Raw genomic sequence first — 25,267 nt, forward strand, 5'->3', positions numbered from 1 at the left:
CACGCTGAAAACGTGGGGGATAGCGCAGCGAATTCCTGGTTTTTTCGGTCACCCGCGCAGGCGCGAAAGCGAGCGAACGCGGCGTTCGCTCATGCGGATAGCCTTGGCGTGCCTGTTGTGCCTCGAAGAATCTCGCTTGATCGTGTAGGATGCACGCCGAATCAATAATTATGGGAGCAAATCAGAGCTTTTGTTTTTAGTCGGCAGCAACTTGCCGACGGGCATCGCTGTCATCAGTACGGCCGTTATGCATGCCCGCCCCGCCATCAGGTCGGCGCAATCCTCAACCAATTGCACGCCGCCTGCCGCAATACGTCGCACCGCGATGTCGTAAAAGCCAGAACAAGTTCAGGAGATAGAACTGATGAACGAGGCTGAGCTCTCGCCCAACGATTCCGAAGCGCCCGCTGACCGGATCAATCCCGTAGTTTTCTACGGTTCCGCACTCGCCATCGTGTTGTTTGCCGTATGGACGATGTTCTTCACTGATCGCTCGCTGGCGATCATCAACACGGTACTTGGCTGGATTTCCAATTCATTCGGCTGGTTCTACTTTCTCGCCGTGCTGCTCTACCTGCTGTTCGTGGTGATCGTGGCGACCAGCCGTTACGGCAAGATCCGCCTCGGGCCGGATCATTCCAAACCAGAATTCAACGTGGTCACCTGGGCGGCGATGCTGTTCTCTGCCGGTATCGGCATCGACCTGCTGTTTTTCTGCATCGCCGAACCCATCACCCAGTTTCTCGAACCGCCGGTGGGCGAGGGCGGGACCACCCAGGCCGCGCGTCATGCGATGGAGCTGACCTTCCTGCATTGGGGCCTCTCTGGGTGGGGCGTCTATACGCTGGTCGGCATGTCGCTGGCCTACTTCAGCTTCCGCCAGGGCTTGCCGCTGTCGATTCGCTCCTCGCTGTACCCGATCTTCGGCAAGCGCATCTATGGCCCCATCGGCCATACCGTCGATACCGCCGCGGTGCTTGGCACCATCTTCGGTATCGCCACCAGCCTGGGCATCGGCATCATCCAGCTGAACTTCGGCCTCAACTATATCTTCGGCATACCCGAGGGCACGCTGACCCAGGCGGTGCTGGTGGTACTGATCGTGGTGTTCTCGGCCATTTCGGCGGCCACGGGCGTGGAGCGTGGCATTCGCCGGCTTTCCGAATTCAACATGCTGCTGGCGGTGTTGCTGCTGCTGTTCGTGCTGGTGGTCGGCGACACGGTGTTCCTGCTCAATGCCCTGGTGATGAACGTCGGCGACTACTTCTCCAACTTCATCAGCCTGTCGCTGGACACCTACGCCTACCGCCGCCCGACCGACTGGCTGAATGCCTGGACGGTGTTCTTCTGGGCCTGGTGGATTGCCTGGGGGCCGTTCGTGGGCCTGTTTCTGGCGCGGATTTCCCGCGGCCGCACCATCCGCGAGTTCGTCATCGGCACGCTGCTGCTGCCGCTGGCCTTCATGATGGCCTGGATGTCGATCATGGGTAACAGCGCCATCGAGATGGTCATGGGCGGTGCCCTCGAATTCGGCCAGCAGGCGGTGAGCAACCCCGGTTCGTCGATCTATCTGTTCCTGCAGAGCCTGCCGTGGTCGGGTATCACCACCATCGTGGTGACCATCCTCGCGATCGTCTTCTTCGTCACCTCCGGCGACTCCGGTTCGCTGGTGCTGTCGAACTTCACCTCCATCCTCAAGGATGTGAACAGCGATGCGCCGGTGTGGATGCGCATTCTCTGGGCGGCGATCATCGGCATTCTCACCCTGGCGCTGCTGATCGCCGGCGGGCTGACCGCGCTGCAGGGCACCGTGGTGATCATGGGGCTGCCGTTCTCCATCGTCCTGCTGTTCATGATGTACGGGCTGTTCAAGGCATTGCACGTCGAAGGCGTCATGGCCGACAGCTACCAGAAGAGCCTGTCCGGCTACCTGTCCGGGCGCGCCACGCTGGAGCACACGCAGATGAACTGGAGTCAGCGCCTGTCGCGGGCGATGAGCTTCCCCAGCCGTTCGCAGATCCGTCGTTACCTGAAGGATGTCTGCAAGCCGGCGATGGAAGAGATCCAGAAGGCGCTGGGCGAGAAGGGCGTGCCGGTGGACATCGTTGAAGGCGAGCCGGGCAACGAGCACCTGGCGCTGCACGTCAATCTGGGCAGCGAGCAGGACTTCACTTACCAGATCTGGCCGGTGCGCGGCACCATGCCATCCTTTGCCCTGCGCACGCAGAGCGGCAACGCCGACTACTACCGGCTCGAGGTGCATCTGCGTCAGGGCAGCCTGGGCTACGACCTGATGGGCTACTCCCGGCGCCAGCTGATCGAGGACATCCTCGACCACTACGAGCACCACATGCACTTCCTGCATCTGCAGCGCGAGAACGGTGGTGGTGAAAGCGGCATGCCCAACCCGGGCGCAACGCCGACACCTTGACCCTGCACGCCTCGGGCGATCCCCGAGGCGTTCCATTCATGTCGCGGTAGTGTCGATCCGCTGCCGCCACGACCAGCACGAAGAGGTAGAACATGGCCCGTTTCCCACGGCAGCAACTCTATATCCATGGCGGCTACGTCGACGCCAGCAGCAACCAGACCTTCCAGAGCATCAACCCGGCCAACGGCGAAGTCCTGGCCGAAGTGGCGGAGGCCGGTGCGGCCGATCTGGAGCGCGCGGTCGAAAGCGCCGAGCAGGGCCAGCGCATCTGGGCGGCGCTGACCGGTATCGAGCGGGCGCGCATCATGCGTCGCGCGGTCGATCTGCTGCGTGAGCGCAACGACGAGCTGGCGCTGCTGGAAACCCTGGATACCGGCAAGCCGCTGAGCGAAACCCGCAGCGTCGACATCGTCACCGGTGCCGACGTGCTGGAGTACTACGCGGGCCTCGCCCCGGCCATCGAGGGTGAGCAGATTCCGCTGCGCGACAGCAGCTTCGTCTATACCCGGCGCGAACCGCTGGGCGTGGTCGCCGGTATCGGGGCCTGGAACTATCCCATCCAGATCGCCCTGTGGAAGGCGGCTCCGGCGCTGGCTGCCGGCAATGCGATGATCTTCAAACCCAGCGAAGTCACCTCGCTGAGCGCGCTGAAGCTGGCGGAAATCTTCAGCGAAGCTGGGCTGCCCGATGGCGTGTTCAACGTGCTGACCGGCAGTGGTGCCGGTGTCGGATCGCTGATCACCGAGCACCCGCGCATCGCCAAAGTGTCGTTCACCGGCGGCGTGGCCACCGGCAAGAAGGTCATGGCCAGTGCGGCGGCGTCGTCGCTGAAGGACGTGACCATGGAACTGGGCGGCAAGTCGCCGCTGATCGTCTGCGAGGATGCCGATCTGGATCGCGCAGCCGATATCGCGGTCATGGCCAATTTCTTCAGCTCCGGCCAGGTGTGCACCAACGGCACCCGGGTGTTCGTGCCGGCCGGTCTGAAAGCGGCATTCGAGGCCAAGCTGCTGGAGCGCGTGCAGCGCATTCGCCTGGGCGATCCGCAGCAGGAGGCGACCAACTTCGGTCCGCTGGTCAGCTTCGCGCACATGAACAGGGTGCTCGACTACATCGCCCAGGGCAAGGCCGCCGGCGCGCGCATTCTGTGTGGCGGAGAGCGGGTGACCGAGGGCGAATACGCCAGGGGCGCCTTCGTCGCGCCGACCATCTTCAGCGACTGCAGCGACGAGATGAGCATCGTGCGCGAAGAGATCTTCGGCCCGGTGCTGAGCCTGCTCGAATACCAGGACGAGGACGAAGTCATCCGCCGCGCCAACGACACCGAGTACGGCCTGGCCGCCGGCGTCGTCACCACCGATCTGGCGCGGGCGCACCGCATCATCCATCGCCTCGAGGCCGGCATCTGCTGGATCAATACCTGGGGCGAATCGCCGGCGCAGATGCCGGTCGGTGGCTACAAGCAGTCCGGCATCGGCCGCGAAAACGGCATCGCCTCGCTGGCGCACTACACGCGGGTCAAATCGGTACAGGTGGAGCTGGGCGAGTTCGCCTCGGTGTTCTGAGGGAGGTTTGAACCATGGAATATGACTACATCATCATCGGCGCCGGCTCGGCGGGTAACGTGCTGGCCGCGCGCCTGACCGAGGACGCCGACGTCAGCGTGCTGCTGCTGGAAGCCGGCGGCCCGGACTATCGGCTGGATTTTCGCACCCAGATGCCCGCCGCGCTGGCGTATCCGCTGCAGGGCACGCGCTACAACTGGGCATACCAGACCGACCCCGAGCCGCACATGAACAACCGCCGCATGGACTGCGGTCGCGGCAAGGGCCTGGGTGGTTCCTCGCTGATCAACGGCATGTGCTACATCCGCGGCAACGCCCTGGACTACGACAACTGGGCCAAGGCACCGGGGCTGGAGGACTGGACCTACCTCGACTGCCTGCCGTATTTCCGCAAGGCCGAGTCGCGCGACATCGGCCCCAACGACTACCACGGCGGCGACGGCCCGGTCAGCGTGACTACACCGAAGGCCGACAACAACGAGCTGTTCCACGCCATGGTCGAAGCGGGCGTGCAGGCGGGCTTCCCGCGTACCGATGACCTCAACGGCTACCAGCAGGAAGGCTTCGGCCCGATGGATCGCACCGTGACGCCCCAGGGCCGGCGCGCCAGCACGGCGCGAGGCTATCTGGACCAGGCCAAGGAGCGGCCGAACCTGACCATCCACACCCATGCCGTCACCGACCGCGTGCTGTTCGAGGGCAAGCGTGCCGTCGGCGTTCGTTATCTGCGCGGCCGCGAGCAGCCCCACGTTGCGCGCGCGCGCCGCGAAGTGCTGCTGTGCGGCGGCGCCATCTCCTCGCCGCAGATCCTGCAGCGCTCGGGGGTCGGCCCTGGTGCGTTGCTGAAGAAGCTCGGCGTCACGCTGGTGCAGGAGCTGCCCGGCGTAGGCCAGAACCTGCAGGACCACCTGGAGATGTACCTGCAGTTCGAGTGCCTGAAGCCGGTGTCGTTGTACCCGGCGCTCAAGTGGTGGAACCAGCCGGCCATCGGCGCCGAATGGTTGTTCCTCGGCAGCGGCATCGGTGCCAGCAACCAGTTCGAGGCTGGTGGCTTCATCCGCAGCAGCGACGAGTTCGAATGGCCGAACATCCAGTTCCACTTCCTGCCGGTGGCGGTCAGCTACAACGGCAGCAACGCCCATGACGGCCACAGCTTCCAGGCCCACGTCGGCTCGATGCGTTCACCCAGTCGCGGCCGCATCGAGATTCGCTCCACCGATCCACGGGTCGACCCCAGCATCCTGTTCAACTACATGGCGCATGAGCAGGACTGGCGCGAGTTTCGCGATGCCATCCGCATCACCCGCGAGATCATCGCGCAGCCCGCGCTCGATCCCTACCGTGGTCGTGAGCTGAATCCGGGCGTGGAAGCGCAGAGCGATGCCGAGCTGGACGCCTTCGTCCGCGAGCACGCGGAGACGGCCTATCACCCGTCCTGCTCGTGCAGGATGGGCACCGACGACATGGCCGTGGTCGACGGGCAGGGCCGCGTGCATGGGATGGACGGGTTGCGCGTGGTGGATGCTTCGATCATGCCGCAGATCATCACTGGCAACCTCAACGCCACCACCATCATGCTGGCTGAGAAGATCGCCGACCGGATTCGCGGTCGCGAGCCGTTGCCGCGCAGCACAGCGAGCTACTACGTCGCCAACGGCGCACCCGTGCGGCAACCGCCGCAGCGTTGACGGACCTGCAGTCCGATGGTGGAGAAGGCTTCGCCGAGGACTGGTTGCACAGAAATGAAAACGCCCCGCTGGTGCGGGGCGTTTTCGTGTGGCGGAGCAGCTCAGATCACTTCGGCCCAGAGGTCGTACTCGTCGGCGTTGGTGACGCGTACGCGGACCTTGTCGCCCGGCTGCAGCGGTTGTTCGCTGTCGATGTAGACCATGCCGTCGATCTCCGGGGCGTCGGCCCAGGAGCGGCCGATGGCGCCGTCCTCGTCCACTTCATCGATCAGCACGTCCAGTTCCTTGCCGACCTTAAGCTGCAGGCGCGCGGCGCTGATGGCCTGCTGATGCGCCATGAAGCGGTCCCAGCGATCCTGCTTGATCTCGTCCGGTACCGGCTCCAGGCCCATGACCTCGGCCGGCGCGCCGTCGACCGGCGAATACTGGAAGCAGCCGACGCGGTCGAGCTGGGCTTCGGTCAGCCAGTCCAGCAGGTACTGGAAGTCTTCCTCGGTTTCGCCGGGGAAGCCGACGATGAAGGTCGAGCGGATGGTCAGCTCGGGGCAGATCTCGCGCCATTTCTTGATGCGCGCCAGAGTCTTGTCCTCGAAGGCCGGGCGCTTCATCGCCTTGAGCACCTTCGGGCTGGCGTGCTGGAAGGGGATGTCCAGGTACGGCAGGATCTTGCCGGCGGCCATCAGCGGGATCACGTCGTCGACGTTGGGGTAGGGGTAGACGTAGTGCAGGCGCACCCAGACGCCCATCTTGCCCAGCTCCTCGCACAGCTCGAGCATGCGCGTCTTGACCGGCTGGCCGTTCCAGAAGTCCAGCTTGTACTTGAGGTCGACGCCATAGGCGCTGGTGTCCTGGCTGATCACCAGGACTTCCTTCACGCCGGCCTTGACCAGGCGCTCGGCTTCGCTGAGCACATCGCCCACCGGGCGGCTGACCAGCTTGCCGCGCATGGACGGGATGATGCAGAAGCTGCAGCTGTGGTTGCAGCCTTCGGAAATCTTCAAATAGGCGTAGTGGCGCGGGGTGAGCTTGATGCCCTGTGGCGGCACCAGGTCGACGAAGGGGTCGTGCTCAATGTTTGGCGGCACCACTTCATGTACCGCATTGACCACCTGCTCGTACTGCTGCGGGCCGGTAACCGCCAGCACGCTTGGGTGCACGCCGCGGATGTTGTTCTCGTCCACGCCCATGCAGCCGGTGACGATCACCTTGCCGTTCTCGGCGATCGCCTCGCCGATGGCATCCAGCGATTCCGCCTTGGCGCTGTCGATGAAACCGCAGGTATTGACCACCACCACATCGGCATCCTCATAGGACGGCACGATCTGGTAGCCCTCCATGCGCAGCTGAGTGAGGATGCGTTCAGAGTCGACCGTTGCTTTGGGGCAACCCAAGCTCACGAACCCGACTGTTGGCGTTTTGCTCATCGACTTTGAACCTCGAAAACCGCGCATGAAAAAGGCGCGCGAGTATACAGAGCTGAGCATTTTTTAGCCAGTCCAGAAGCGGCGCACGCGGCTCGATATGCAGCACGCCCTGACGTGGCATGGCGCGACCGCTTCCAGCGGCAGGGGCGTCGCTGCGGGTCAGGCTCCGATGTCGTATTCGATATCGACGAGCGGTTGGAAAGACTCGGTGAGATCGCTCACGCCGGTCGCGCCAGTCCGGCGATTGCGGTATTCGCTTGGCGTGCAACCGGCGAACTGCTTGAACGCCCGGGCAAAGTAGGACGGGTCGCGAAAACCCGCCTCGTAGCCGATGGTGGTGATGGGCATCTGGCTATTGTCGAGACGGTCCTTGGCGAACTCCATGCGCTTGGCAAGTATGTGCTCCACGTAGCAGACCCCGTACACATCCTTGAACAGCCGGCTGAAGCGCGACGGTGTCATGCCGCAGAGCTGCGCCAGCTCCTTCTGGTCGATGTTCTCGCGAAAATGCAAGTCGATGTGCTGCAGCGCGCGCGCCAGCGATTGATGCTTGCGATGGTCCGCGGTCAGCCTGACGCAGGCAGGCAACTCCGGGAATACCTCGCTCATGGGCTGCCGCGGGCCGCTCGCGCCGATGCGCCGCAACGCATGCAGTTCGAGCAACGCCCTTCGATAGCGCGCCATTTCTGCCGGCGAAATGGGCAGCGTGATGTATTCCCATACCCGCGAGCGCATCGCCCATACGGCGAGTTCCTCGGTGTGCTGTACGGTGAACATGGTGATCGGAAGGGATGGCACGGAGCGCTTGAGTTGCTGCAACTGGCTCAGCCCGAGCGCGTCGGGTCGATCAAAATGCATGCAGATCATGTCTGCCTGACGCAGATGCCGGCCCGAATCTGCGACGAGGGAGTCCGGTGCGATCAGCCGACAATCGCAAAAGTCACTGAACTGAGCCATGAGCGCTCGGGTGGAGCGCTCGCAGGTCATGTCGAGCCAGAGGAGGCTGGGGCCTGTCGCGGAGTTAGACATCATTACTAGCTCTGCCGATTGTTATTGTGCGCCTCAAACAGTATTGGCAATAAGCCATTATTGCTAAGAACCAATTCTGCTAACTACGTCACATTTTGTTGCGGATAAGTTATGTGCCAACGTGGCCTCCGCATGAGCTGAATGGGAGGCCTCTGAGCGCTTCCCATCGGTGCGGCGCCGTGTCGCATCCCTTCTTCATATGGCTATGCATGTACAGGCACAACGCCAGTAAAAAAATCCTAGCGAACCGCAAAGGACTCCTAACTGCCGCCCCCGCTTCCCGCCTAGGGTGAAACCAGAGCAGGGATTAATCCTGCCGGCTCCGGGTAATCACATCGAGAGGTGAGCGAGATGAAACTTCAGTCGATCAAAAGCGCGGTGGTGAGGTTCGCGAAGGATGAGGAAGGCTTGACGATCGTTGAGTACGCAATTGCCGGCGGACTAATCACCGCACTTGTCGTTGGCATATTCCGGGCCTTAGGGACCGAAATCCAAACCAAAATGCAGGAACTGTGCACTGCCGTGAAAGGTTCTGCCTGCTAAGACAGAGCTGCAGACTAGGGATCAAGGCCGTGGTAACAGACCGAGTGCCGTCGCTGTTTGTACTGATAAGCCTGTTGGTTATCGCCGTGGTAATCGATCTTCGTTCCAACCGCGTGCCCAATCTGCTGGTTCTCGTTGGGCTCGCGCTTGGTTTAACGAGTCAGTTGTTCTTTAACGGCTGGGTTGGATTAGGACACGGATTGCTCGGATCGTTGATCGGTTTTTCCATCTTCTTATTGATGTATGCGGTAGGTGGGATGGCCGCTGGCGATGTGAAGTTGATGGCGATGGTGGGTGTTTTCCTAACGCCTTCCCAGGCGTTAGGAGCAACCGCTGCCAGTTTGCTCGCAGGTTCGCTGTGCGGATTGGTTCTGGTGTGTTGGCATGGCGAGTTGTGGCTGACCCTGAAGCGCTACTTTTTGATGTTTGTCGCCAACAGTTATCTCGCTCCAGAGCAGGGAGAAGTTGCCGGTAAGCGCTTTCCCTACGCCATTGCCATTCTGCTCGGCACCCTGGGCAGCATGTTGTGGTTCGAAATCGCCCGCTGAAGGGGATGTGTCATGCATGTAGTCATCGATCATCCGACCCGGGACCGCGAGTTCGCAGTGGTCCAGCAGCTTGCGCCACAGCCCCGCAGCATCGCCGATACCGGTCTGGACGAGGCGCTGCTGGGTGATCTCGTCTGCAAGCATCTGCACGAATCCGGAGTGCTTGATATCGGCCGGCTGGCCGACCGCCTGGCGCTGTCGGGCGCGGTGGTCGATGAGGTGCTGGGCCAGCTGCGCAAGGACGGCAGCGTCGAGGTGCTCGGGCAGAACGGTGGCAGTAGCGGTTTTCGCTACGGGCTGACCGAGCGTGGCCGCATGGCGGCGCGGGATGCCTTCGCGCGCAGCGGCTACCTCGGCGCTGCTCCTGTTCCGGTGAGTCTCTATTGCGCCTTGCTCAAGTTGCAGACCATTCATCACGGACGGGTGACCGAGCGGGCCGTGCGCGCCGCCTACAGTGGCGTGGTGCTGGCCGAGGATCTGCTGGAACGGCTTGGCGTGGCGATGAACTCGGGCCGCGCCATGATGATTTACGGACCCTCCGGGACCGGCAAGACCTACATCAGCAGCCGCCTGATCCGCTTGCTCAACGAGGCGATCTGGGTGCCTCACGCCGTGGTGATCGGCGATGCCGTGCTGCAGATCTACGACCCGCAGATCCACTGTCGGCTGGAGAGCGAACAACCGGCCAGCCTGCTGCTCGACCAGGGCATCGACCGCCGGCTGCTGTGCTGTTCGCGACCACTGCTGACCACTGGCGGCGAGCTGACCATGGATCAGCTCGAAATCCGCCATGACCCCATCAGTCGGCAATACCACGCGCCGCTGCAGCTCAAGGCCAGCAACGGCCTGTTCATCGTCGATGACCTGGGCCGCCAGCGCATGCCGCCGGCCGAGCTGCTCAACCGCTGGATCGTGCCGATGGAGGAGCGCCGCGACTTCCTCAACCTGGGCGGCGGGCGCCATTGCGTAGTGCCGTTCGATCTGATTCTGGTGTTCTCGACCAACATCAACCCGCTGGACCTCGCCGACGACGCCTTCCTGCGGCGCATCGGCTACAAGCTGCCGTTCGGCTACCTCAAGCGCGATCAGTACGAACGCATCTGGCGGCAGGAACTGGACAAGCGCGGCCAGACCTTCGATGCGACGCTGCTCGACCACGTCCTGACCGAGCTGCATGGCGCCGAAGGCGTTCCGCTGCTGCCGTGCCAGCCGCGCGACCTCATCGATATGGCGCTCGATCGCCAGCGCTACCTGGACCGCAGCGGTCCGTTGACGGCCGACGACCTGGACTGGGCCTGGCGAAACTACTTCGTCCAGCTCGAATTTCTCGAATGAAGGAGATTGGACATGGGCTCCCGTACGTTTTATCTGGTGCTGTTCTCGCTGCTGCTGGGGCTGGGTGCGAGCTGGATGGCCAACAACTGGCTCAACGCCAGGCTCAGCGCGGCGCCTGACGACCAGCAGCGCAACGTCGTGGTCGCCACCATGGAAATTCCGTTCGGCCAGGCCATCGAGGCGCAGCAGGTGATGGTCGTGCGCATGCCGCGGGGCACAGTGCCTGACGATGCCTTCGACGCGGTCGATCAGGTCGCCGGCAAGATCGCCACATTCAGCATGCTGCGCGGCGACATCGTGCGCGGTGCCCGGGTAGCCGAGCATCTGGGCGGCAGTACCCTGGCCTCGTTGATCGCCAAGGACAAGCGCGCGGTATCGGTGCGGGTCGACGATGTGGTTGGCGTGGGCGGCTTCCTTCTGCCCGGCAACCGGGTCGATGTGCTGGCCACTCGTCGCATCGGCAGCGGTGAGGAAACCGAAGCCAAGACCATTCTCCAGGACCTGCGCGTGCTGGCCGTTGACCAGACCGCCAGCACCGACAAGACCCAGCCGGTAGTGGTGCGGGCCGTGACGCTGGAAATGGCACCGGACGAGGCAGAGGCACTGGTCAAGGCGATGAGCGAGGGCCGCCTGCAACTGGCCTTGCGCAACCCATTGGATAACGACAAGCGCGCAGCCGCCGAGCCGCAGCCGCTGCAGGTGGCTGCGCCCGCACCGGTGGTAGTACCGCCCAAGCCGGTTCAGCGTCAGCGGGCTCCCGCCGAACCAGGCGTCACCATCATTCGCGGCACCGAGGTCAACGTCACCAAGGTGAGGCTCTAGCGCGATCACTGCCAACACCGGCGGCGTCACCAGCCGGTCTGCAAGGAGATTCACATGAACAGCATGAGCAAAGTGCAGCTACTGGCCGTCCTGCTGGGTGGCTGGGCGGTGCTGGGAACGCCGGCGACCTTCGCCCAGCAGCCGGTTTCGGCTACGGCGGTGAAAGCGATGCCGGCGGTGAACAACAGCGACGTGCAGGTGCCCATCTACAAGTCTCGCGTGCTCAGCACGCGGGCTCCGGTCAACCGCATTTCCGTGGGCAACCCGGCGATTGCCGACATTCTCATCACCTCACCGACACAGCTTTACCTGCTCGGCCGCTCGCTGGGCAGCACCAACGTGCTGCTGTGGGACAACCGCAATCAGCTGATCGACAGCCTGGATGTGGAAGTGGTGCACGATCTCGGCGGGCTCAAGGCCAAGCTGCATCAGGTGCTGCCCAACGAGCGCATCGAAGTGTTCAGCGCACAGGGCGCGCTGGCTCTGCGTGGCCAGGTCAGCAGCGCAGCAGCCATGGACAGCGCGGTGAAGCTGGCCCAGAGCTATGCGGCGCAGGCCACGGCTGCTGAAAACAGCGGCGCAGCGATGCAGAACAAGCCGCTGGAGGTGATCAACCTGCTCGGGATCGGTGGCAGCCAGCAGGTCATGCTGGAGGTGAAGGTCGCCGAGATGCAGCGCAGCCTGTTCAAGAATCTGGATGTGCGCTTCAACGCGCTGGATTTCGGCTCGTCGTCACGCTGGTCGGGGGGCGGCTTCAATAACGGTCTGAACGCCGATGGCGGTGTCCTGGGCCTGAACCCTGATGGGCAGGTGGACCCTAGCAAGCTGATCGGCAGCGGCAAGGCCATCTTCGGGCAATTCCTCTCGGAGAACTTCCTGTTCAATGTCGTGCTGGATGCGGCCAAGGACAACGGTACGGCCAAGGTGCTCGCCGAGCCGACGCTTACCACGCTGACCGGCCAGCAGGCGGAATTCATTTCCGGGGGAGAATTCCCGGTCCCGGTGTCGGACGACGATGGCATCACCATCGAATACAAGGAATTCGGCGTCGGCGTGAAGTTCCTGCCGGTGGTGCTGGACTCGGGCCGGATCAATCTCAACCTCAACGTGGCGGTCAGCGAGCTGAGCAACGCCAATGCGCTGATGCTCACGACCGGCCTGGGCGGAACCAACAGCGTCGGCCAGCTGGTGCCATCGCTGACCAAGCGCAGTGCGCAGTCCACCGTGGAGCTTGGCAATGGCCAGACCATCGCCATCGCCGGTCTGATCAGCGAGAACAGCCGCGATTACGTCAGCCGCTTCCCGGGTCTCGGCGACATTCCGGTCCTCGGGCAACTGTTCCGCAGCCAGCAGTACATCAACGGCGAGACCGAACTGGTCATCCTGGTCACCCCTCATCTGGTCACTCCGCTGGATGCGAAGGCCGTACGGCTGCCGACGGAAAACTTCGTCGAGCCCAGCGACCTGGAGTTCTACCTGCTCGGCAAGACCAAGGGCAGCCAGCCCGGGCGTGCTGTGCCGGTCAGCCTCGGTGTCAGCGAAGGCCGCTTCGGCCACGACCTCAAGTAACGGGAGAGCAGCATCATGAAACGGATCATTGCGGTGGGCGTGTTGGCTGCCCTCGGTGGCTGCGTGAGCTATGACGAGGGCCGCGTCGGCCCGCTGGGGTCGACGGTGTATCTGAGCGAATACCTGCAGATCGTCGACAAGCAGAAGGCCGCCAACCCCGGAACAGGCCTGGCGGCAGAGGGCGTCGATGGGCCACTGACGGAGAAGGTGATGGAAGGCTATCGCGGTACCACCGGGGATGCGACGCAGGTGGCCCAGCCGATCCAGATCAACGTCAACAACTGAGGCGCTCGCCATGACAGTCCGCAGAAGCAACAGGCCGCGACCGGCACGCCAGCGCGGTGCGGTCATGGTCCTCGCGGTGCTGGCGCTGCTGTCCATTCTGTTGATGGCAGCGCTGGCGCTGGATGGTAGCCATATGCTGCTGAACAAGACCCGCCTGCAGAACGCGGTGGATGCGGCGGCGTTGAGCGGCGCCAAGGCCTTGCAGCAGGTGCTGGGCTCCGGTAACTCGGCCACTCTGAGCCGCGACGCCGCACTCGCAACGCTGCGGCTCAACGCCCAGGCGCCCGGAAATGCAGAGCTGAACAGCGCGCTCGGAACCGGTGGTGCGAGCTTCGCCCGGGTCGAGCTGGCCGCCAGCGTCTATGGACCCTTCTCGTTTCCCGGCCCACTGAATGCACGCTACGTAAGGGTGTCAGTGCCCAACTACGGTTTGGTCGGCTTCTTCTGGCGGATCATGGATACGTTTGGCACGGCGCCGGAGAAAACCGTTGCCGCCGTGGCGACAGCCGGCCCCAGCCCGACCAATCCCTGCGACATCGCGCCGATGATGGTCTGTGGCAGCCCCGACCAGTACAACGCGGCGAACGAACTGTTCTGGGGCTACCGCTTCGGTGACCTGCAGGTGCTCAAGGGGGCATCCAATAACGATCCGGTGATCGGCCCCGGCAATTTCCAGCTGATCCGCCTGGGTGGGGCCAGTGGTGCTTCGGACATGCGGGATGCGCTGGCTGGCGGCATCGAGCGCTGCAACGTGGTAGGCGACACGGTGCCTACCGAGCCGGGCAACAACGTCGGCCCGGTGGCGCAGGGGCTGAATACCCGCTTCGGTGTCTATGACGGCCCGATCAGCAGCAAGTCAGCGAGCTATCCGCCCGATCAGGTCATCAGTTTCAGCACGCCGCGCATGACCTTCAATAGCAACGTGACTCCGCCGCGCGCCGAATATCAGAACCAGCCGGTGCAGTCGCGCAATGGCGATCTCTATACCACCAGCCACGCGCTGCTGGATTTCAACGACTGGCAGCGCAGCGTCGCCAACTGCCCGAACGGTTGCCAGGCGAACGGCGTGTTCGAACGACGGGTGCTGAAGATCGTGGTGGGCAACTGCAATGGCGCGTCCGGGGGAAGCACCTCGGTGCCGGTACTCGGTTTCGGCTGCTTCTTCCTTGTGCAGTCACTGCCCGGCGGGCAGGGCAATCAGGCGGTGGTGTTCGGCCAGTTCATCCGTGAATGCGAAGGCGACAACGTGCCCGGGCCGAACTCTGTCGGCGAGACGGGGCCGCAGATCATCCAGCTGTACAAGACCTATATCGACAACAGCCGGACGCCTAGCAGCGATTCCTGAAGGAGGCGGCCATGAAGCGCAACGGAGCGGCCTATGGGGCAGGGCAGCGAGGGCTGGCCATGGTGGAATTTGCCATCGTGCTGCCCTTGCTGCTGCTCCTGCTGCTCGCCATCGGCGAGATCGGCCGCATGATGTTCCAGTACAACACCTTGCTGCAGGCCAGCCGCGACGCCAGTCGTTACCTGGCCGGCGAAGCGCGCAATCGCACCCTCGGTCAGCTCGAGCTTTCCACCGAGCTGCTGACCCGCACGCGGGCGCTGGCGGTGTATGGCGTGCCGGTGGCATCGAGCAGTACGGCGCCGCTGGTGAGCGGCTTGACCACCGGTGCCGTGCAGATTTCTGCGGTCGGCAGCGACCATGTGCAAGTGAGCATCAGCTACCTGTTCGTTCCGGTAGTTGGCCAGGGGATACCGGCGCTCTTCGGCAATGGCTTGCGTCTGGGCTTTCCGCTGGTCGCCACGACCGTGATGAGGGTGCTGTGATGAGCCGGGTGCGCCAGCACGGCGCTTACACGGTCGAGTTCGCGATTGTCGGCCTGCTGTTCTTCGTGCTGCTGTTCGGCGTGCTGGAAATGGGCCGGCTGCTGTTCACCGTCAACGCGCTGAACGAGAGCGCGCGACGCGGCGCAAGGCTCGCCGCGGTGTGCAACATCCAGGACCCGCGCATCCTGCGGCGGGCAATCTTCAATGATGCAGATCAGAGCGGTACCAGCCCGCTGATTGGCAATCTCGAAACCAGCCACCTGCGTCTGGTCTACCTCAACCAGGACGGCGCGCAGGTGGCCAGCCCGGCCGACACCAACGGTGTCACCGGCTACCGGGCGATCCGCTATGTACAGCTGCGCATCGAAGGCTTTCCCTTCGAACTGCTGATTCCGACCCTGCAGCTTGTGATCACGCTGCCCACGTTCCAGTCGACCCTTCCCCGCGAAAGCCTCGGGCGTCACCCCGAGGCCAACGTCGTTCCGGAGATCACCCCATGCTGAAGCAGACGCCTCCCAGCGCCCCTGCCGCTTCCATCGCACGCCCGTTGCAGTTGCTGATCAGCAGCCGCGACGCGGCGGCACTGGAGCGCCTGAGGACCGTCATCGGGTCGCACCCCGCATGGCAGGTCACGACACGGTTGGTCAACAATGGCCATACCGATCCCCTGTTCGGCCTCGATCATCTGCCGGACCTGTTGCTGCTGCACGTGAGCAGCCTGTGGCGCGACGAGCTGGCCGCGCTGCTGTTGCGTCCGGCTGGCCAGCGCCCGCCGTTGCTGGTCTGCGGCCCGCTGGATGAGCGGGAGGGGCTGCGCCTGGCGATGCAGGCCGGGGCACGGGATTTTCTCGCCGAGCCGGTCGTGGCCGACGAGTTGCTGGCTGCCATCCAGCGTGTTGCCTTCGAGAGCCAGGCAGGGGTCGATGCCGGTGGACGGCTGGTAGCGGTGATGAATGCCAAGGGCGGCTCGGGTGCGACGATGCTGGCTTGCAACCTGGCGCATCAGCTCAGTGGCCATGGCGCCAGAACGCTGCTGCTGGATCTGGATCTGCAATTCGGCTGCGTGGCTCACTGCCTGGACGTCAGGCCGGCGCACAGTCACCTCGAAGTGCTGCAGCGCATCGATGAGATGGACGGCATGGCCCTGAACGGCTTCTGCAGCCACTTCAGCCCGACGTTGCATGTGCTGGGTGGGCGTCCCGGCGAGCTGTGCTTGACCCAGGACGTGCGTCTGGAGCAGCTGGAAAGCCTGCTCGATCTGGCGCGGCGGCATTACGACTGGGTGGTGGTCGATCTGCCGCGACAGATCGATCACCTCACCGGTATCACGCTGGAGCAGGCGGATCGCATCTATGTGGTGCTGCAGCAGAGTCTGAGCCACCTCAAGGATGCGAGTCGCCTGCTGGCCATCATGCGCGAGGACATGGGCATCCAGGCCCAGCGAATCCAGGTGGTGGTCAATCGCTACGACAAGGCGGCAGCGGTGAGCCTGCAGGACATCGGCGAGGCACTGCATTGCGGCGAGCCGATCCGGCTGGCGAACGACTATGCGGTGGTCAACGAGAGCCAGAACGCCGGCGTTCCGCTCGGGCTGCACGCGCCGCGCGCGCCGATCACGCAGGGCATCCGCCAGCTCAGCCAGGCCTTGCTCGGCGCTCAGGTCGAGGCGCCGAGCCTGCTCAAGCGCACATTCGGTCGACTGTTCGGGGGAAACCATGCTCAGTGAATTCAGGAACAGACTGCACCGTCAGACCGGCAAGGACAGCGCGCCGGCCACTCCTGTCGCTACCGCCGAGCAGCCCGCGAGCTGGGAGGCTGACGCGCCGGAGAATCTGTACGAAACCCGCACTCAGCTCAACTCCATCGAGGCCGAATGGCGTGAGCGCATCTACCAGCAACTGCTGAAGGTGATGGACCTGTCCTTGCTGGACTCGATGGAAAACGCCGAAGCGACGCGACAGATCCGCGATATCTGCCAGCGCCTGCTGGATGACCATGCAGCGCCGGTGAGCAGCAGCAGCCGTCAGCTCATCATCAAGCAGATCAGCGACGAAGTGCTCGGGCTCGGCCCGCTGGAACCCTTGCTCGCCGACGGCACGGTGTCTGACATCCTGGTCAACGGCCATGCCTCGGTATACGTGGAGCGCTACGGCAAGCTGCAGCGCACCGATGTACGTTTTCGCGATGACCAGCACCTGCTCAACATCATCGACCGCATCGTCTCCAGCCTCGGCAGACGCATCGACGAATCCTCGCCGCTGGTGGACGCGCGCCTGAAGGACGGCTCGCGGGTCAACGCGATCATCCCGCCGCTGGCCATCGACGGGCCGAGCCTGTCGATCCGCCGCTTCGCCGTCGACCTGCTGAACGCCGACAGCCTGGTGGAGATGGGCACGCTGACGCCTTCCATTGCGCTGGTGCTCAAGGCCATCGTGCGCGGCCGGCTCAACGTGCTGGTATCCGGCGGTACCGGCACCGGCAAGACGACCATGCTCAACGTGCTGTCGAGCTTCATTGCGCACAACGAGCGCATCGTCACCATCGAGGATTCGGCGGAGCTGCAGCTGCAACAGCCGCACGTGGTGCGCCTGGAGACCCGTCCGGCGAACATCGAGGGGCGCGGCGAGATCAATCAGCGCGAGCTGGTGCGCAATAGTCTGCGCATGCGCCCGGATCGCATCGTCATCGGCGAGGTGCGTGGGCCCGAAGCGCTGGACATGCTGGCCGCGATGAACACCGGCCATGACGGGTCGATCACCACCATCCACGCCAACAGCCCACGCGATGCGCTGGGCCGTATCGAGAACATGGTGTCGATGTCCGGTGCGACGTTCCCGATCAAGGCTTTGCGCCAGCAGATAGCCTCGGCCATCGACGTGGTGCTGCAGCTCGAGCGCCAGGAGGACGGCAAGCGCCGGCTGGTGAGCGTGCAGGAGATCAATGGCATGGAAGGCGACATCATCACCATGACCGAGATCTTCACGTTCGAACGGCGCGGCATCGGTGAGAAAGGCGAGGTGCTGGGTGAATACCGGCCCAGCGGCATGGTGCCGATGTTCCGTGATCGCCTGGCCAAGCGTGGCATCGAACTGCCGCTGCCCCTGTTCAGGCCGGACTGGATGGAGGTTACGCAGCCATGAGGCAGATACCCACCGAGTACATCCTGATCTTTCTCGGCATGATCTTCGTCGCGGTGGTGCTGCTCAGTCAGGGGCTGACCATCCCGGTATTCGGCGAGGCCGGCAAGATGCGCAAGCGTATCCGCGCACGCTTGCGTCTGCTCGAACACGGTAGCAACGGCCCCAGTGTGCAGATGTTGCTGCGGGAAAAATATCTGACGCGGCTTTCGCCATTGCAGGCGCGCCTGGAACAGTTGCCGATGATGGAGCGGCTGGCGCAGATGATCGAGCAGAGCGGCCACAATTACCTGGCGCATCGGGTGGTACTGGCCGGCCTGGCGCTCGCCGTGCTGGCTGGAGCGGGTATCTGGTTCGTCACCCAGCAGTGGTGGCTGGCGATGGCGGCCGGTGCTGCAGCGTTCTGGCTGCCGATTGGAAAGATCAATCGCGACCGCGCGGCGCGCTTCACGGCTTTCGAGGAAGGCCTGCCGGATGCACTGGATTCGGTCTGTCGGGCGTTGCGCGCAGGCCATCCGTTCGGTGAGTCGCTGCGTCTGGTCGCCGACGAGCACAAGGGACCGGTGGCTCAGGAGTTCGGCCTGGTGTTCGCCGATATCAACTACGGCAACGACGTGCGTCGCGCCATGCTCGGACTGCTGGAACGGGTGCCCAGCATGACGGTGATGATGCTGGTGACCTCGGTACTCATCCATCGGGAAACCGGCGGCAACCTGACCGAGGTGCTGGAACGCATGAGCGCGCTGATACGCGGGCGTTTTCGTTTCCAGCGCAAGGTGCGCACGCTTTCGGCCGAAGGGCGGATGTCTGCCTGGGTGCTGGTTTCCGTGCCCTTCGTGCTGGCGGCGGTGATCATGATGACCACCCCGGATTACCTGCCGATGCTGCTCAACGACCCCGCGGGGAAGAAGCTCGCCGTGGCCGCCTTCGTCGGCATGCTCGCGGGCATCCTGTGGATTCGCCGCATCATTCGCATCCAGGTCTAGGGGGCTCGTCATGGATTACTTGTGGAGCGTGTTCAACGGCTTGATGGGCGATGAGCGCTGGGTACGCCTGCTGTTTCTGGCGGCGATCGGCATCAGCGTGGTGATCGCAGCGCTCACTCTGACCATGCTTGTCGTCGGCTTGCAGGATCCGGTGCATCGACGATTGGTCACGCTCAAGCGCGGCATGGTCGATCAGGGCGTTGGCGAGCCGCCACGGGGCAATCTGCAGCTGCTGCTGGCGCAGCTGGGGGATCGGCTGGTCGCCACCGACAGCGAGCATGCCAGCGGTACGCGCGCGCTGTTGCTGCATGCCGGTTATCGGTCGGCCAACGCCGCGCAGCTGTACTGGTCGCTGCGCCTGTTGTTGCCGCTGCTGTTGCTTGCTGCTGCAGTGGTGGTGCTGCCGTTGTTCAGCGAGGTCGAGTTCTCGACCGGGCTGATGCTGACGGCTGCAGCGGTCGTCGCCGGCTGGATGATTCCGGCGATGTATGTCGAAAAGCGCAAGGAGGCCCGCATGAATCGACTGCGTGCGGCCTTCCCCGACGCACTCGATCTTCTGGTGGTATGCGTCGAGTCTGGGCTGGCGTTGCCGCAGGCGATCGAGCGGGTTGCCGAGGAGACGTCCGTCAGCCATGCCGAACTGGCGGGCGAACTGGCACTGGTGAATGCCGAAATCCGCGCCGGCGTGAGCAGCTCCGATGCGCTGCAGAATCTGGCGTTGCGTACCGGTCTGGAAGACTTGCAGGGGCTGGTCAGCCTGCTCGGACAAAGCATCCGTTTCGGCACCAGTGTTGCGGATACGCTGCGCATCTACGCCGAGGAGTTTCGTGACCGGCGTACCCAGGCCGCTGAGGAGCAGGCGGCCAAGATCGGGACCAAGCTGGTCTTTCCGCTCATTCTCTGCCTGTGGCCCAGCTTTTTCGTGGTTGCCATCGGCCCGGCCATCATGGCGTTGGTCAACGCCTTCGGGAGTTCCTGACATGAAAAGATTCGGATTGCTGCTGCTCGTATCCGCGGTGCTGGGCGGCTGTCAGAGCATGGGGCCGGATGCCGGCAACAGCGGACGCTCGGTGTACTCCGGCGATAACGCACTGCTCTATCAGGTGCGCAAGCAGGCAGGCAGCGCGGAGCAGGCAATGCAGCTGGCGGCGCTGGCCTATCGGTCGGGTGATCTCGACCAGTCCCTGTTCCAGTATCTGCGCGCCATGGAGCTGGAGCCCAAGCGCCAGGACGCACTTGTCTGGGTCGGGCGTATCCACCGCGAAAGGGGCAACGATCAGCTCGCCGAACTGGCCTTCACCGAAGTGCTGGCCAAGCAGCCGGACAACCTCGATGCGCTGACTGAAATGGGCATGCTGAGCCTCTCGCAGCGCGATCAGGATCGTGCCCGTGGCTTGCTGCACAAGGCCGTTTCCCTGGATCAGCGGCGTCAGGGCGTAGCCATTGGTGAAACGCTGCCCGAGCCGCAGGCGCTCAAGGTCGACCAGCAGTCGCCGCTCAGGCTGTACAACGCCCTCGGCGTGCTGGCAGACCTGAACAACCGCTTTGCCTTGTCCGAGGGCTATTACCAGCTGGCGCTGAAGATCGAGCCACGCTCGCTGCTCGCGCAGAACAGCCTGGGGTATTCCTATTATCTGGCCGGACGTTGGCAGGACGCCGAGCGTATCTTCCGCCGCGCGCTGGATCAGAACGGCAGCTACTCGCCACTGTGGCGCAACTATGGGCTGCTGCTGGCGCGTACGTCGCGTTACGAGGAGGCACTTTCGGCGTTCGAGCAGATCGGTTCGCGCGCCCAGGCCAGCAATGACGTGGGCTACGTCTGTCTGGTGGAGGGCAAGCTGGATGAGGCCGAGCAGTTCTTCCGCAGCGCCCTGGAGCAGTCGCCGTCGCACTACCTCACGGCCTGGGAAAACCTCGAGCGGGTACGGCAGTTGCGCAAGATTCGGCAGCTGGGGTTGGAGCGCGCGCAGTCGGATGTGGTCGCCGTGGTGGATGCGGAAGTGAAAGTCTTCACGGCGCCTTGAACGGCACGTTCCTCAAGGGTTGGTTGCGGCGGCTGCGGTCGCCGTGCTGCGTTGGCGGCGCGGCAGGTAGCGTTTGAGCCTGAGTGCCGGCGACTCGATCAGGTGCCAGGAGAGCACTGCGGCGGCGAGGCTGGCGGCGAAGCTCAGCAGCATGAACGGTACCAGCGGCAGGCTGCCGTCGCTCCAGTGCATGATCAGTTGCTGCAGCGGGAAGGCAAAGATGTACAGCCCGTAGGAGAAGTCGCCTGCCTTGCCGAACCCGGCCAGCAGTGGGATACGCAGCTGGGCAAGGTAGAGCGTGAGATAGGGCAGCGTCAGTACGTGCACGAGCTCCCAGTAGTCGCTGCGTGCGCTGAGCAGATTTGCGGCAACCATCAGCGCGGCGAGCTTCCAGTTCCAGATCAGCCTCTGGCGATACAGATAGAGCACCACACCGGCATAGAAGAACATCCCGAGCCGCGTGGCCTTGCGCAGCAGGTCGCTCTGCACCTCGTATACCGGGATCAGGTAGAAGTGCACGCCTACCATCAGAACCAGCCCGATCAGCGCCATGCTGCGGCCGAACACCTTGAGCAAGCCGAGCGTCAGCACGGTGGCATACATCAGAACTTCGTAGGGCAGCGTCCACAGCGAGCCGTTGACCGTATCGGGAAAGGGGTTGCTGGCGAACACGCCGGGCAGCCGGAACTCCGTGATGAATACCGCGTTGCCGAGGTAGGCGAGCGTGCCGGGGGCGGCAAAATACTCGCCCAGCGGCAATCGGGTGGCCAGCGGTCCCACCACGAGCACGACGAACAGCACCGAGACGATCAGCGCCGGAAGGATGCGCAATGCCCGTTTGGCGGTGAAATCCAGCACGCTGTGGCTGTTCAGCCATGAACCAGCGATGAGAAAGCCGCTCATGACGAAGAACACGTGCACGGCGATGTCCGCCGAGTCATAGCTGCCGCTGAACAGGCGCAGCGGTTCCTGATGCGCCTGGCCTGAAAGTCCGTAGGCGTGACCGAATACCACCATCGCGGCGGCGAAAAAGCGCAGGAAATCGAAGTTGTTGTCTCGGTTCGCCGGGATGGGCGCGGACATTGGAACCTCCTTGTGGGTGTGGTCAACGCAGTGGGAATGTCTGGCTCATCCCCAGCGTGCGGCTCTCGCCGTCGCGGATGGCCTGTTCGATCAGCCGCAGCCGTTCCGGCACCTGCTGGCGGCGCGCGACATGACGCAGCAGGCCGAGGAAGATCAGACGGTTCAGGCGGTACAGCCACGGCGAAGCCGCCCAGACGTGGGTGTCGAACCAGGCCTGGTTGCGGGCGGTGTAGTAGGCACGGAAGTCGGAGTCACCGAGCAGGAAGGCTTCGTAGATGTTGCGGGTGTGGGCCTTGATGTTCCACGACAGCTCCAGCTCGTCGATCAGCGCATCGGTGACCAGCCGCAGGCGGCCACCCATGGCGGTGATGCGGCGGGTGTACTCGGTGTCGTCGGCGTAGAGCACCAGTTCGCGCAACGGCAGGCCGATCGCCTGGTACAGGCTGCGATGCGCGAGCATGCCGCCGTAGGGCGCGAACGGCAGGTCGATGGCGCGTGGCGGCGTCCCTTTCGGTCGGCCCCAGGGCAGACGACGCCAGAGCTTGTAGGGCAGCTGCGCGACATGGAAGCCGAAATAGCTGGAGCGCGGCTGGATGGCGAAGCGTCGCGGCACGCCGCGAGCGATGTCTTCCTGCTGGCTGGGGCGAAAGCCCAGCACCGCGGCATTGTGCAAGCCCACCTCATCGCCCAGCCGCGCCAGCTCCGCGTGCAGCAGGCGCACGGCGGAGGCGGTGGGTGCGTTGTCGTCATCCATCATCCAGAGGTATTCGGCGCCTTCTTCGAGCGCTGCCTGCAGGCCCACCGCATAGCCGTTGGCCGAGCCGGTGTTCTGCTCCAGCGGAATGATGCGCACCTGGCCGGGCCAGCGGCTGGTGAGCTGTTCGAGCGGTGCACGGGAGGCGTTGCTGACCACCACCACGCGGGTGATCTGCTCGAAGGCGAAGGCCTGCTCGATCAGACGACGCAGGTAGGTGAGGCGATCGCCATAGGTCACCGTGACGATGGTCGTCTGGCGCTTGACCGGCATCTCGCCGGCCAGGTCGGCCACGGCCTGCGTTTCCTGACGGTACGGTTGGATACGCGCGTGGTTGTGCATGGCGATGCTCCTCAGCCCTGTTCCGGTGTGGCGAGCGGCGTGCGGTACGGCTCCGCCTCGGGCTCGGGTGTTTCTTCCAGCGGACTGAAGAGGGCGTGAAAGATGCGGATGAAACCGCAAGGGCTGTCCGGCACGGGAATGAGTTCGGTGTAGGAGTAGCCATCGGCCAGGATCAGCGGGGATCTGGCGGTTCCTTCTGTGCTCATGCTGTGGCTCCTGGGTGGCGGGGCGTGCGAGGCCCGTGATCAGAATGAATAACGTCGGCTGTCCGTCGGGGCATACCAGAACGAGCCGGAGGCTGGCTCGACGACGCGGTGGCCCGGATGGCCAGGCGGCTGGCTGGTGACCTGGCTGCCGCTGGTCGTGGTGCAGGGCGCTGAATCGCTGGATGACTGGCTGTAGGCGATCGGGCTTGGGCTGCCGGCGTTGTCGCAGGACGGCGAGCTGCTGCCGTGAACGTCCGGCAGGGCCGGATCGATGCTCAGCGAATCGACGATCACCATGGCGCTGGCCGGGTCGACCACCAGCACAAGTGCGAAACCGAGGGCGCGGGTGGCCCTCATCCACTGCTTTACCGTGTTCATCCTTGAAACCTCGTAAATGCGTGTACATGAATGCCTGAATGTGTCGTTCAGGCTTGTTTGATCGGCAACACCGCAGCCGGGTAGAGCGGGGTGCTGGGCTGGGCGGCCGAGCCGAAATCCTGGCCCTCGAAACGGGCCTCGCGCACGCGGGCCTCGACGAAGGCGCGGATCTCCTGCTCGAAGCGTTCGCCGGAGAAACGCTCCGAGTTGCTGCGGCAGTTCGCCGGGGTGATGCGTGAGTGATTCGCTTCGAATTCGGCGATGGCGGCGATGATCGAGTCGGCCGTCTGCTCCGGGTAGAACACGCCGGTCGGCTCCGGCTGGTCGAGCCCGCGCACGGTTTCCAGCACCCCGCCGCGGCCATAGGCGATCACCGGCGTGCCGCAGGCCTGAGCCTCGATCGGGGCGATACCGAAGTCTTCCTCGGCGGCGAAGACGAAGCCCTTGGCGCGCTGCATGTGGTGCAGCAGTACCTCGAAGCTCTGATAGCCGAGCAAGGTCACATTGGGCCCTGCGACTTCGCGAGCCTTGTCCATCTCCGGCCCGGTGCCGATGACGATCAGGCGCTTGTCCGGCATCGCCGCGAAGGCCTCGATGATCAGCGGAATCTTCTTGTACGGCACCATGCGCGAGGCGGTCAGATAGAAGTCCTCCTTGGCCTCGTGGAGCGTGAACTGGCGCGTGTCTACCGGTGGGTAGATCACCGTGGACTGGCGCCGGTAGCTCTTGTTGATGCGCCGGCCGATGAAGTGCGAGTTGGCGATGAACTCGTCGACGCCGCTGGCGGTGCGCTGGTCCCACATGCGCATGTAGTGCAGCAGCATGCGCGCGAGCTTGGCCTTGATGCCACGCTCCAGGCTGGCCTCGTGCAGGTACTGGTGCTGCAGGTCCCAGGCATAGCGGATCGGCGAATGCACATAGCTGATATGCAACTGGTTGGGGCCGGTCAGTACGCCCTTGGCCACCGCGTGGCTGCTGGAAATGATCAGGTCGTAGGAGGACATGTCCAGCTGCTCGATGGCCAGCGGCATCAGCGGCAGATACTTCTGGTAGTGCGTCCGCGCCTTCGGCAGCTGCTGGATGAAGGTCGTGGTAGCGCGTTTGCCGCCCAGGTGGGCGCGGTCTTCATCGCAGAGGAAGTCGATGACGGCGAACAGGTCGGCGTCCGGCCAAACGGCGCACAGGCTGGCGAGCACACGCTCGGCACCGGCGTAGGTCACCAGCCAATCGTGAACGATGGCAACTTTCATGGAATGACATCCTTGGTCGAAACGAATGAGCGGCCAGGCCG

The 25,267-nt window shown here is 64.0% G+C and carries 24 protein-coding genes; 17 read left to right on the top strand and 7 right to left on the bottom strand.

Annotation, left to right across the window (positions count from 1 at the left end; all coding sequences use genetic code 11):
• Positions 1-364: 364 nt before the first annotated feature.
• From EA798_RS18615 to betA, 3 genes are all read left to right on the top strand, one after another.
• A complete protein-coding gene (locus EA798_RS18615) occupies positions 365-2,431 on the top strand; it encodes a choline transporter (protein ID WP_122099911.1) in 2,067 nt (688 codons plus the stop codon).
• Positions 2,432-2,523: 92 nt separating this feature from the next.
• Positions 2,524-3,996, top strand: coding sequence for a betaine-aldehyde dehydrogenase (gene betB / locus EA798_RS18620; protein WP_122099912.1), 1,473 nt, complete (start codon positions 2,524-2,526; stop codon positions 3,994-3,996).
• A 14-nt stretch (positions 3,997-4,010) separates the two neighbouring features.
• The gene (gene betA, locus EA798_RS18625; RefSeq protein WP_122099913.1) at positions 4,011-5,684 is read left to right on the top strand and encodes a choline dehydrogenase; all 1,674 of its coding nucleotides are present in this window, start codon (positions 4,011-4,013) and stop codon (positions 5,682-5,684) included.
• Between the two features lie 101 nt (positions 5,685-5,785).
• Here the strand turns inward: betA and rimO are convergent, their stop codons facing one another.
• Complete coding sequence (gene rimO, locus EA798_RS18630; protein WP_102819832.1) at positions 5,786-7,108, bottom strand: 30S ribosomal protein S12 methylthiotransferase RimO; 1,323 nt, start codon at positions 7,106-7,108, stop codon at positions 5,786-5,788.
• A 159-nt stretch (positions 7,109-7,267) separates the two neighbouring features.
• Positions 7,268-8,140 carry a helix-turn-helix domain-containing protein gene (locus tag EA798_RS18635; RefSeq protein WP_106155214.1) on the bottom strand — a complete coding sequence of 291 codons (873 nt, stop codon included), beginning with the start codon at positions 8,138-8,140 and terminating at the stop codon, positions 7,268-7,270.
• Between the two features lie 348 nt (positions 8,141-8,488).
• Between EA798_RS18635 and EA798_RS18640 the strand changes: the two genes are divergently transcribed.
• From EA798_RS18640 to EA798_RS18705, 14 genes are read left to right on the top strand one after another with little or no spacing between them, the layout of a single operon-like run.
• Positions 8,489-8,680, top strand: a complete 192-nt coding sequence (locus EA798_RS18640; RefSeq protein WP_122099914.1) for a Flp family type IVb pilin — start codon at positions 8,489-8,491, stop codon at positions 8,678-8,680.
• A 29-nt stretch (positions 8,681-8,709) separates the two neighbouring features.
• Entirely contained in the window at positions 8,710-9,228 is a 519-nt protein-coding gene (locus tag EA798_RS18645; protein WP_122099915.1) for an A24 family peptidase, read from the top strand.
• 12 nt (positions 9,229-9,240) lie between these two features.
• Complete coding sequence (locus tag EA798_RS18650) at positions 9,241-10,563, top strand: AAA family ATPase (protein ID WP_122099916.1); 1,323 nt, start codon at positions 9,241-9,243, stop codon at positions 10,561-10,563.
• A gap of 12 nt (positions 10,564-10,575) precedes the next feature.
• Positions 10,576-11,385 carry a Flp pilus assembly protein CpaB gene (cpaB, locus tag EA798_RS18655; protein ID WP_106155210.1) on the top strand — a complete coding sequence of 270 codons (810 nt, stop codon included), beginning with the start codon at positions 10,576-10,578 and terminating at the stop codon, positions 11,383-11,385.
• Positions 11,386-11,439: 54 nt separating this feature from the next.
• A complete protein-coding gene (locus EA798_RS18660) occupies positions 11,440-12,954 on the top strand; it encodes a type II and III secretion system protein family protein (protein WP_122099917.1) in 1,515 nt (504 codons plus the stop codon).
• A gap of 15 nt (positions 12,955-12,969) precedes the next feature.
• The gene (locus EA798_RS18665) at positions 12,970-13,239 is read left to right on the top strand and encodes a hypothetical protein (RefSeq protein ID WP_106155208.1); all 270 of its coding nucleotides are present in this window, start codon (positions 12,970-12,972) and stop codon (positions 13,237-13,239) included.
• 10 nt (positions 13,240-13,249) lie between these two features.
• On the top strand, positions 13,250-14,584 hold the full coding sequence (locus EA798_RS18670) for a TadE/TadG family type IV pilus assembly protein (RefSeq protein ID WP_122099918.1): 1,335 nt from the start codon (positions 13,250-13,252) through the stop codon (positions 14,582-14,584).
• A gap of 11 nt (positions 14,585-14,595) precedes the next feature.
• Positions 14,596-15,066, top strand: coding sequence for a TadE/TadG family type IV pilus assembly protein (locus EA798_RS18675; RefSeq protein WP_122099919.1), 471 nt, complete (start codon positions 14,596-14,598; stop codon positions 15,064-15,066).
• Positions 15,066-15,569, top strand: coding sequence for a TadE/TadG family type IV pilus assembly protein (locus tag EA798_RS18680; protein WP_122099920.1), 504 nt, complete (start codon positions 15,066-15,068; stop codon positions 15,567-15,569). Before EA798_RS18675 ends, EA798_RS18680 begins: the two co-directional genes overlap by 1 nt.
• Positions 15,563-16,792 carry an AAA family ATPase gene (locus tag EA798_RS18685; RefSeq protein WP_122099921.1) on the top strand — a complete coding sequence of 410 codons (1,230 nt, stop codon included), beginning with the start codon at positions 15,563-15,565 and terminating at the stop codon, positions 16,790-16,792. The genes EA798_RS18680 and EA798_RS18685 overlap by 7 nt, the downstream gene beginning before the upstream one ends.
• A complete protein-coding gene (locus tag EA798_RS18690; RefSeq protein WP_122099922.1) occupies positions 16,782-18,206 on the top strand; it encodes a TadA family conjugal transfer-associated ATPase in 1,425 nt (474 codons plus the stop codon). Before EA798_RS18685 ends, EA798_RS18690 begins: the two co-directional genes overlap by 11 nt.
• Positions 18,203-19,189, top strand: a complete 987-nt coding sequence (locus EA798_RS18695; RefSeq protein WP_122099923.1) for a type II secretion system F family protein — start codon at positions 18,203-18,205, stop codon at positions 19,187-19,189. The genes EA798_RS18690 and EA798_RS18695 overlap by 4 nt, the downstream gene beginning before the upstream one ends.
• Before the next feature lie 10 nt (positions 19,190-19,199).
• Entirely contained in the window at positions 19,200-20,168 is a 969-nt protein-coding gene (locus tag EA798_RS18700) for a type II secretion system F family protein (RefSeq protein ID WP_122099924.1), read from the top strand.
• A 1-nt stretch (position 20,169) separates the two neighbouring features.
• Entirely contained in the window at positions 20,170-21,213 is a 1,044-nt protein-coding gene (locus EA798_RS18705) for a tetratricopeptide repeat protein (RefSeq protein WP_122099925.1), read from the top strand.
• Between the two features lie 12 nt (positions 21,214-21,225).
• Here the strand turns inward: EA798_RS18705 and EA798_RS18710 are convergent, their stop codons facing one another.
• From EA798_RS18710 to EA798_RS18730, 5 genes are read right to left on the bottom strand one after another with little or no spacing between them, the layout of a single operon-like run.
• Positions 21,226-22,296, bottom strand: coding sequence for an acyltransferase family protein (locus EA798_RS18710; protein ID WP_122099926.1), 1,071 nt, complete (start codon positions 22,294-22,296; stop codon positions 21,226-21,228).
• Positions 22,297-22,318: 22 nt separating this feature from the next.
• Positions 22,319-23,392 carry a glycosyltransferase gene (locus EA798_RS18715; protein ID WP_122099927.1) on the bottom strand — a complete coding sequence of 358 codons (1,074 nt, stop codon included), beginning with the start codon at positions 23,390-23,392 and terminating at the stop codon, positions 22,319-22,321.
• 11 nt (positions 23,393-23,403) lie between these two features.
• Positions 23,404-23,598 (bottom strand): hypothetical protein, encoded by a 195-nt coding sequence (locus EA798_RS18720; protein ID WP_049341125.1) that lies wholly within the window; start codon positions 23,596-23,598, stop codon positions 23,404-23,406.
• 39 nt (positions 23,599-23,637) lie between these two features.
• Complete coding sequence (locus tag EA798_RS18725) at positions 23,638-23,976, bottom strand: hypothetical protein (RefSeq protein ID WP_122099928.1); 339 nt, start codon at positions 23,974-23,976, stop codon at positions 23,638-23,640.
• Between the two features lie 47 nt (positions 23,977-24,023).
• Entirely contained in the window at positions 24,024-25,226 is a 1,203-nt protein-coding gene (locus EA798_RS18730) for a glycosyltransferase family 4 protein (RefSeq protein WP_122099929.1), read from the bottom strand.
• Positions 25,227-25,267: the final 41 nt, after the last annotated feature.

Source organism: Pseudomonas songnenensis (genome assembly GCF_003696315.1).
Taxonomy (GTDB): domain Bacteria; phylum Pseudomonadota; class Gammaproteobacteria; order Pseudomonadales; family Pseudomonadaceae; genus Stutzerimonas; species Stutzerimonas songnenensis.

What these genes read in the sequence shown, in the direction of transcription:
- EA798_RS18700 (WP_122099924.1), top strand. Translation starts at nt 19,200, where the DNA reads ATGGATTACTTGTGGAGCGTGTTCAACGGCTTGATGGGCGATGAGCGC.
- EA798_RS18615 (WP_122099911.1), top strand. Translation starts at nt 365, where the DNA reads ATGAACGAGGCTGAGCTCTCGCCCAACGATTCCGAAGCGCCCGCTGAC.
- EA798_RS18650 (WP_122099916.1), top strand. Translation starts at nt 9,241, where the DNA reads ATGCATGTAGTCATCGATCATCCGACCCGGGACCGCGAGTTCGCAGTG.
- EA798_RS18720 (WP_049341125.1), bottom strand. Translation starts at nt 23,598, where the DNA reads ATGAGCACAGAAGGAACCGCCAGATCCCCGCTGATCCTGGCCGATGGC.
- betA (WP_122099913.1), top strand. Translation starts at nt 4,011, where the DNA reads ATGGAATATGACTACATCATCATCGGCGCCGGCTCGGCGGGTAACGTG.
- EA798_RS18685 (WP_122099921.1), top strand. Translation starts at nt 15,563, where the DNA reads ATGCTGAAGCAGACGCCTCCCAGCGCCCCTGCCGCTTCCATCGCACGC.
- EA798_RS18705 (WP_122099925.1), top strand. Translation starts at nt 20,170, where the DNA reads ATGAAAAGATTCGGATTGCTGCTGCTCGTATCCGCGGTGCTGGGCGGC.
- EA798_RS18660 (WP_122099917.1), top strand. Translation starts at nt 11,440, where the DNA reads ATGAACAGCATGAGCAAAGTGCAGCTACTGGCCGTCCTGCTGGGTGGC.
- EA798_RS18665 (WP_106155208.1), top strand. Translation starts at nt 12,970, where the DNA reads ATGAAACGGATCATTGCGGTGGGCGTGTTGGCTGCCCTCGGTGGCTGC.
- EA798_RS18680 (WP_122099920.1), top strand. Translation starts at nt 15,066, where the DNA reads ATGAGCCGGGTGCGCCAGCACGGCGCTTACACGGTCGAGTTCGCGATT.
- EA798_RS18640 (WP_122099914.1), top strand. Translation starts at nt 8,489, where the DNA reads ATGAAACTTCAGTCGATCAAAAGCGCGGTGGTGAGGTTCGCGAAGGAT.
- EA798_RS18675 (WP_122099919.1), top strand. Translation starts at nt 14,596, where the DNA reads ATGAAGCGCAACGGAGCGGCCTATGGGGCAGGGCAGCGAGGGCTGGCC.
- EA798_RS18635 (WP_106155214.1), bottom strand. Translation starts at nt 8,140, where the DNA reads ATGATGTCTAACTCCGCGACAGGCCCCAGCCTCCTCTGGCTCGACATG.
- EA798_RS18695 (WP_122099923.1), top strand. Translation starts at nt 18,203, where the DNA reads ATGAGGCAGATACCCACCGAGTACATCCTGATCTTTCTCGGCATGATC.
- rimO (WP_102819832.1), bottom strand. Translation starts at nt 7,108, where the DNA reads ATGAGCAAAACGCCAACAGTCGGGTTCGTGAGCTTGGGTTGCCCCAAA.
- EA798_RS18730 (WP_122099929.1), bottom strand. Translation starts at nt 25,226, where the DNA reads ATGAAAGTTGCCATCGTTCACGATTGGCTGGTGACCTACGCCGGTGCC.
- EA798_RS18725 (WP_122099928.1), bottom strand. Translation starts at nt 23,976, where the DNA reads ATGAACACGGTAAAGCAGTGGATGAGGGCCACCCGCGCCCTCGGTTTC.
- EA798_RS18710 (WP_122099926.1), bottom strand. Translation starts at nt 22,296, where the DNA reads ATGTCCGCGCCCATCCCGGCGAACCGAGACAACAACTTCGATTTCCTG.
- betB (WP_122099912.1), top strand. Translation starts at nt 2,524, where the DNA reads ATGGCCCGTTTCCCACGGCAGCAACTCTATATCCATGGCGGCTACGTC.
- EA798_RS18715 (WP_122099927.1), bottom strand. Translation starts at nt 23,392, where the DNA reads ATGCACAACCACGCGCGTATCCAACCGTACCGTCAGGAAACGCAGGCC.
- EA798_RS18690 (WP_122099922.1), top strand. Translation starts at nt 16,782, where the DNA reads ATGCTCAGTGAATTCAGGAACAGACTGCACCGTCAGACCGGCAAGGAC.
- cpaB (WP_106155210.1), top strand. Translation starts at nt 10,576, where the DNA reads ATGGGCTCCCGTACGTTTTATCTGGTGCTGTTCTCGCTGCTGCTGGGG.
- EA798_RS18670 (WP_122099918.1), top strand. Translation starts at nt 13,250, where the DNA reads ATGACAGTCCGCAGAAGCAACAGGCCGCGACCGGCACGCCAGCGCGGT.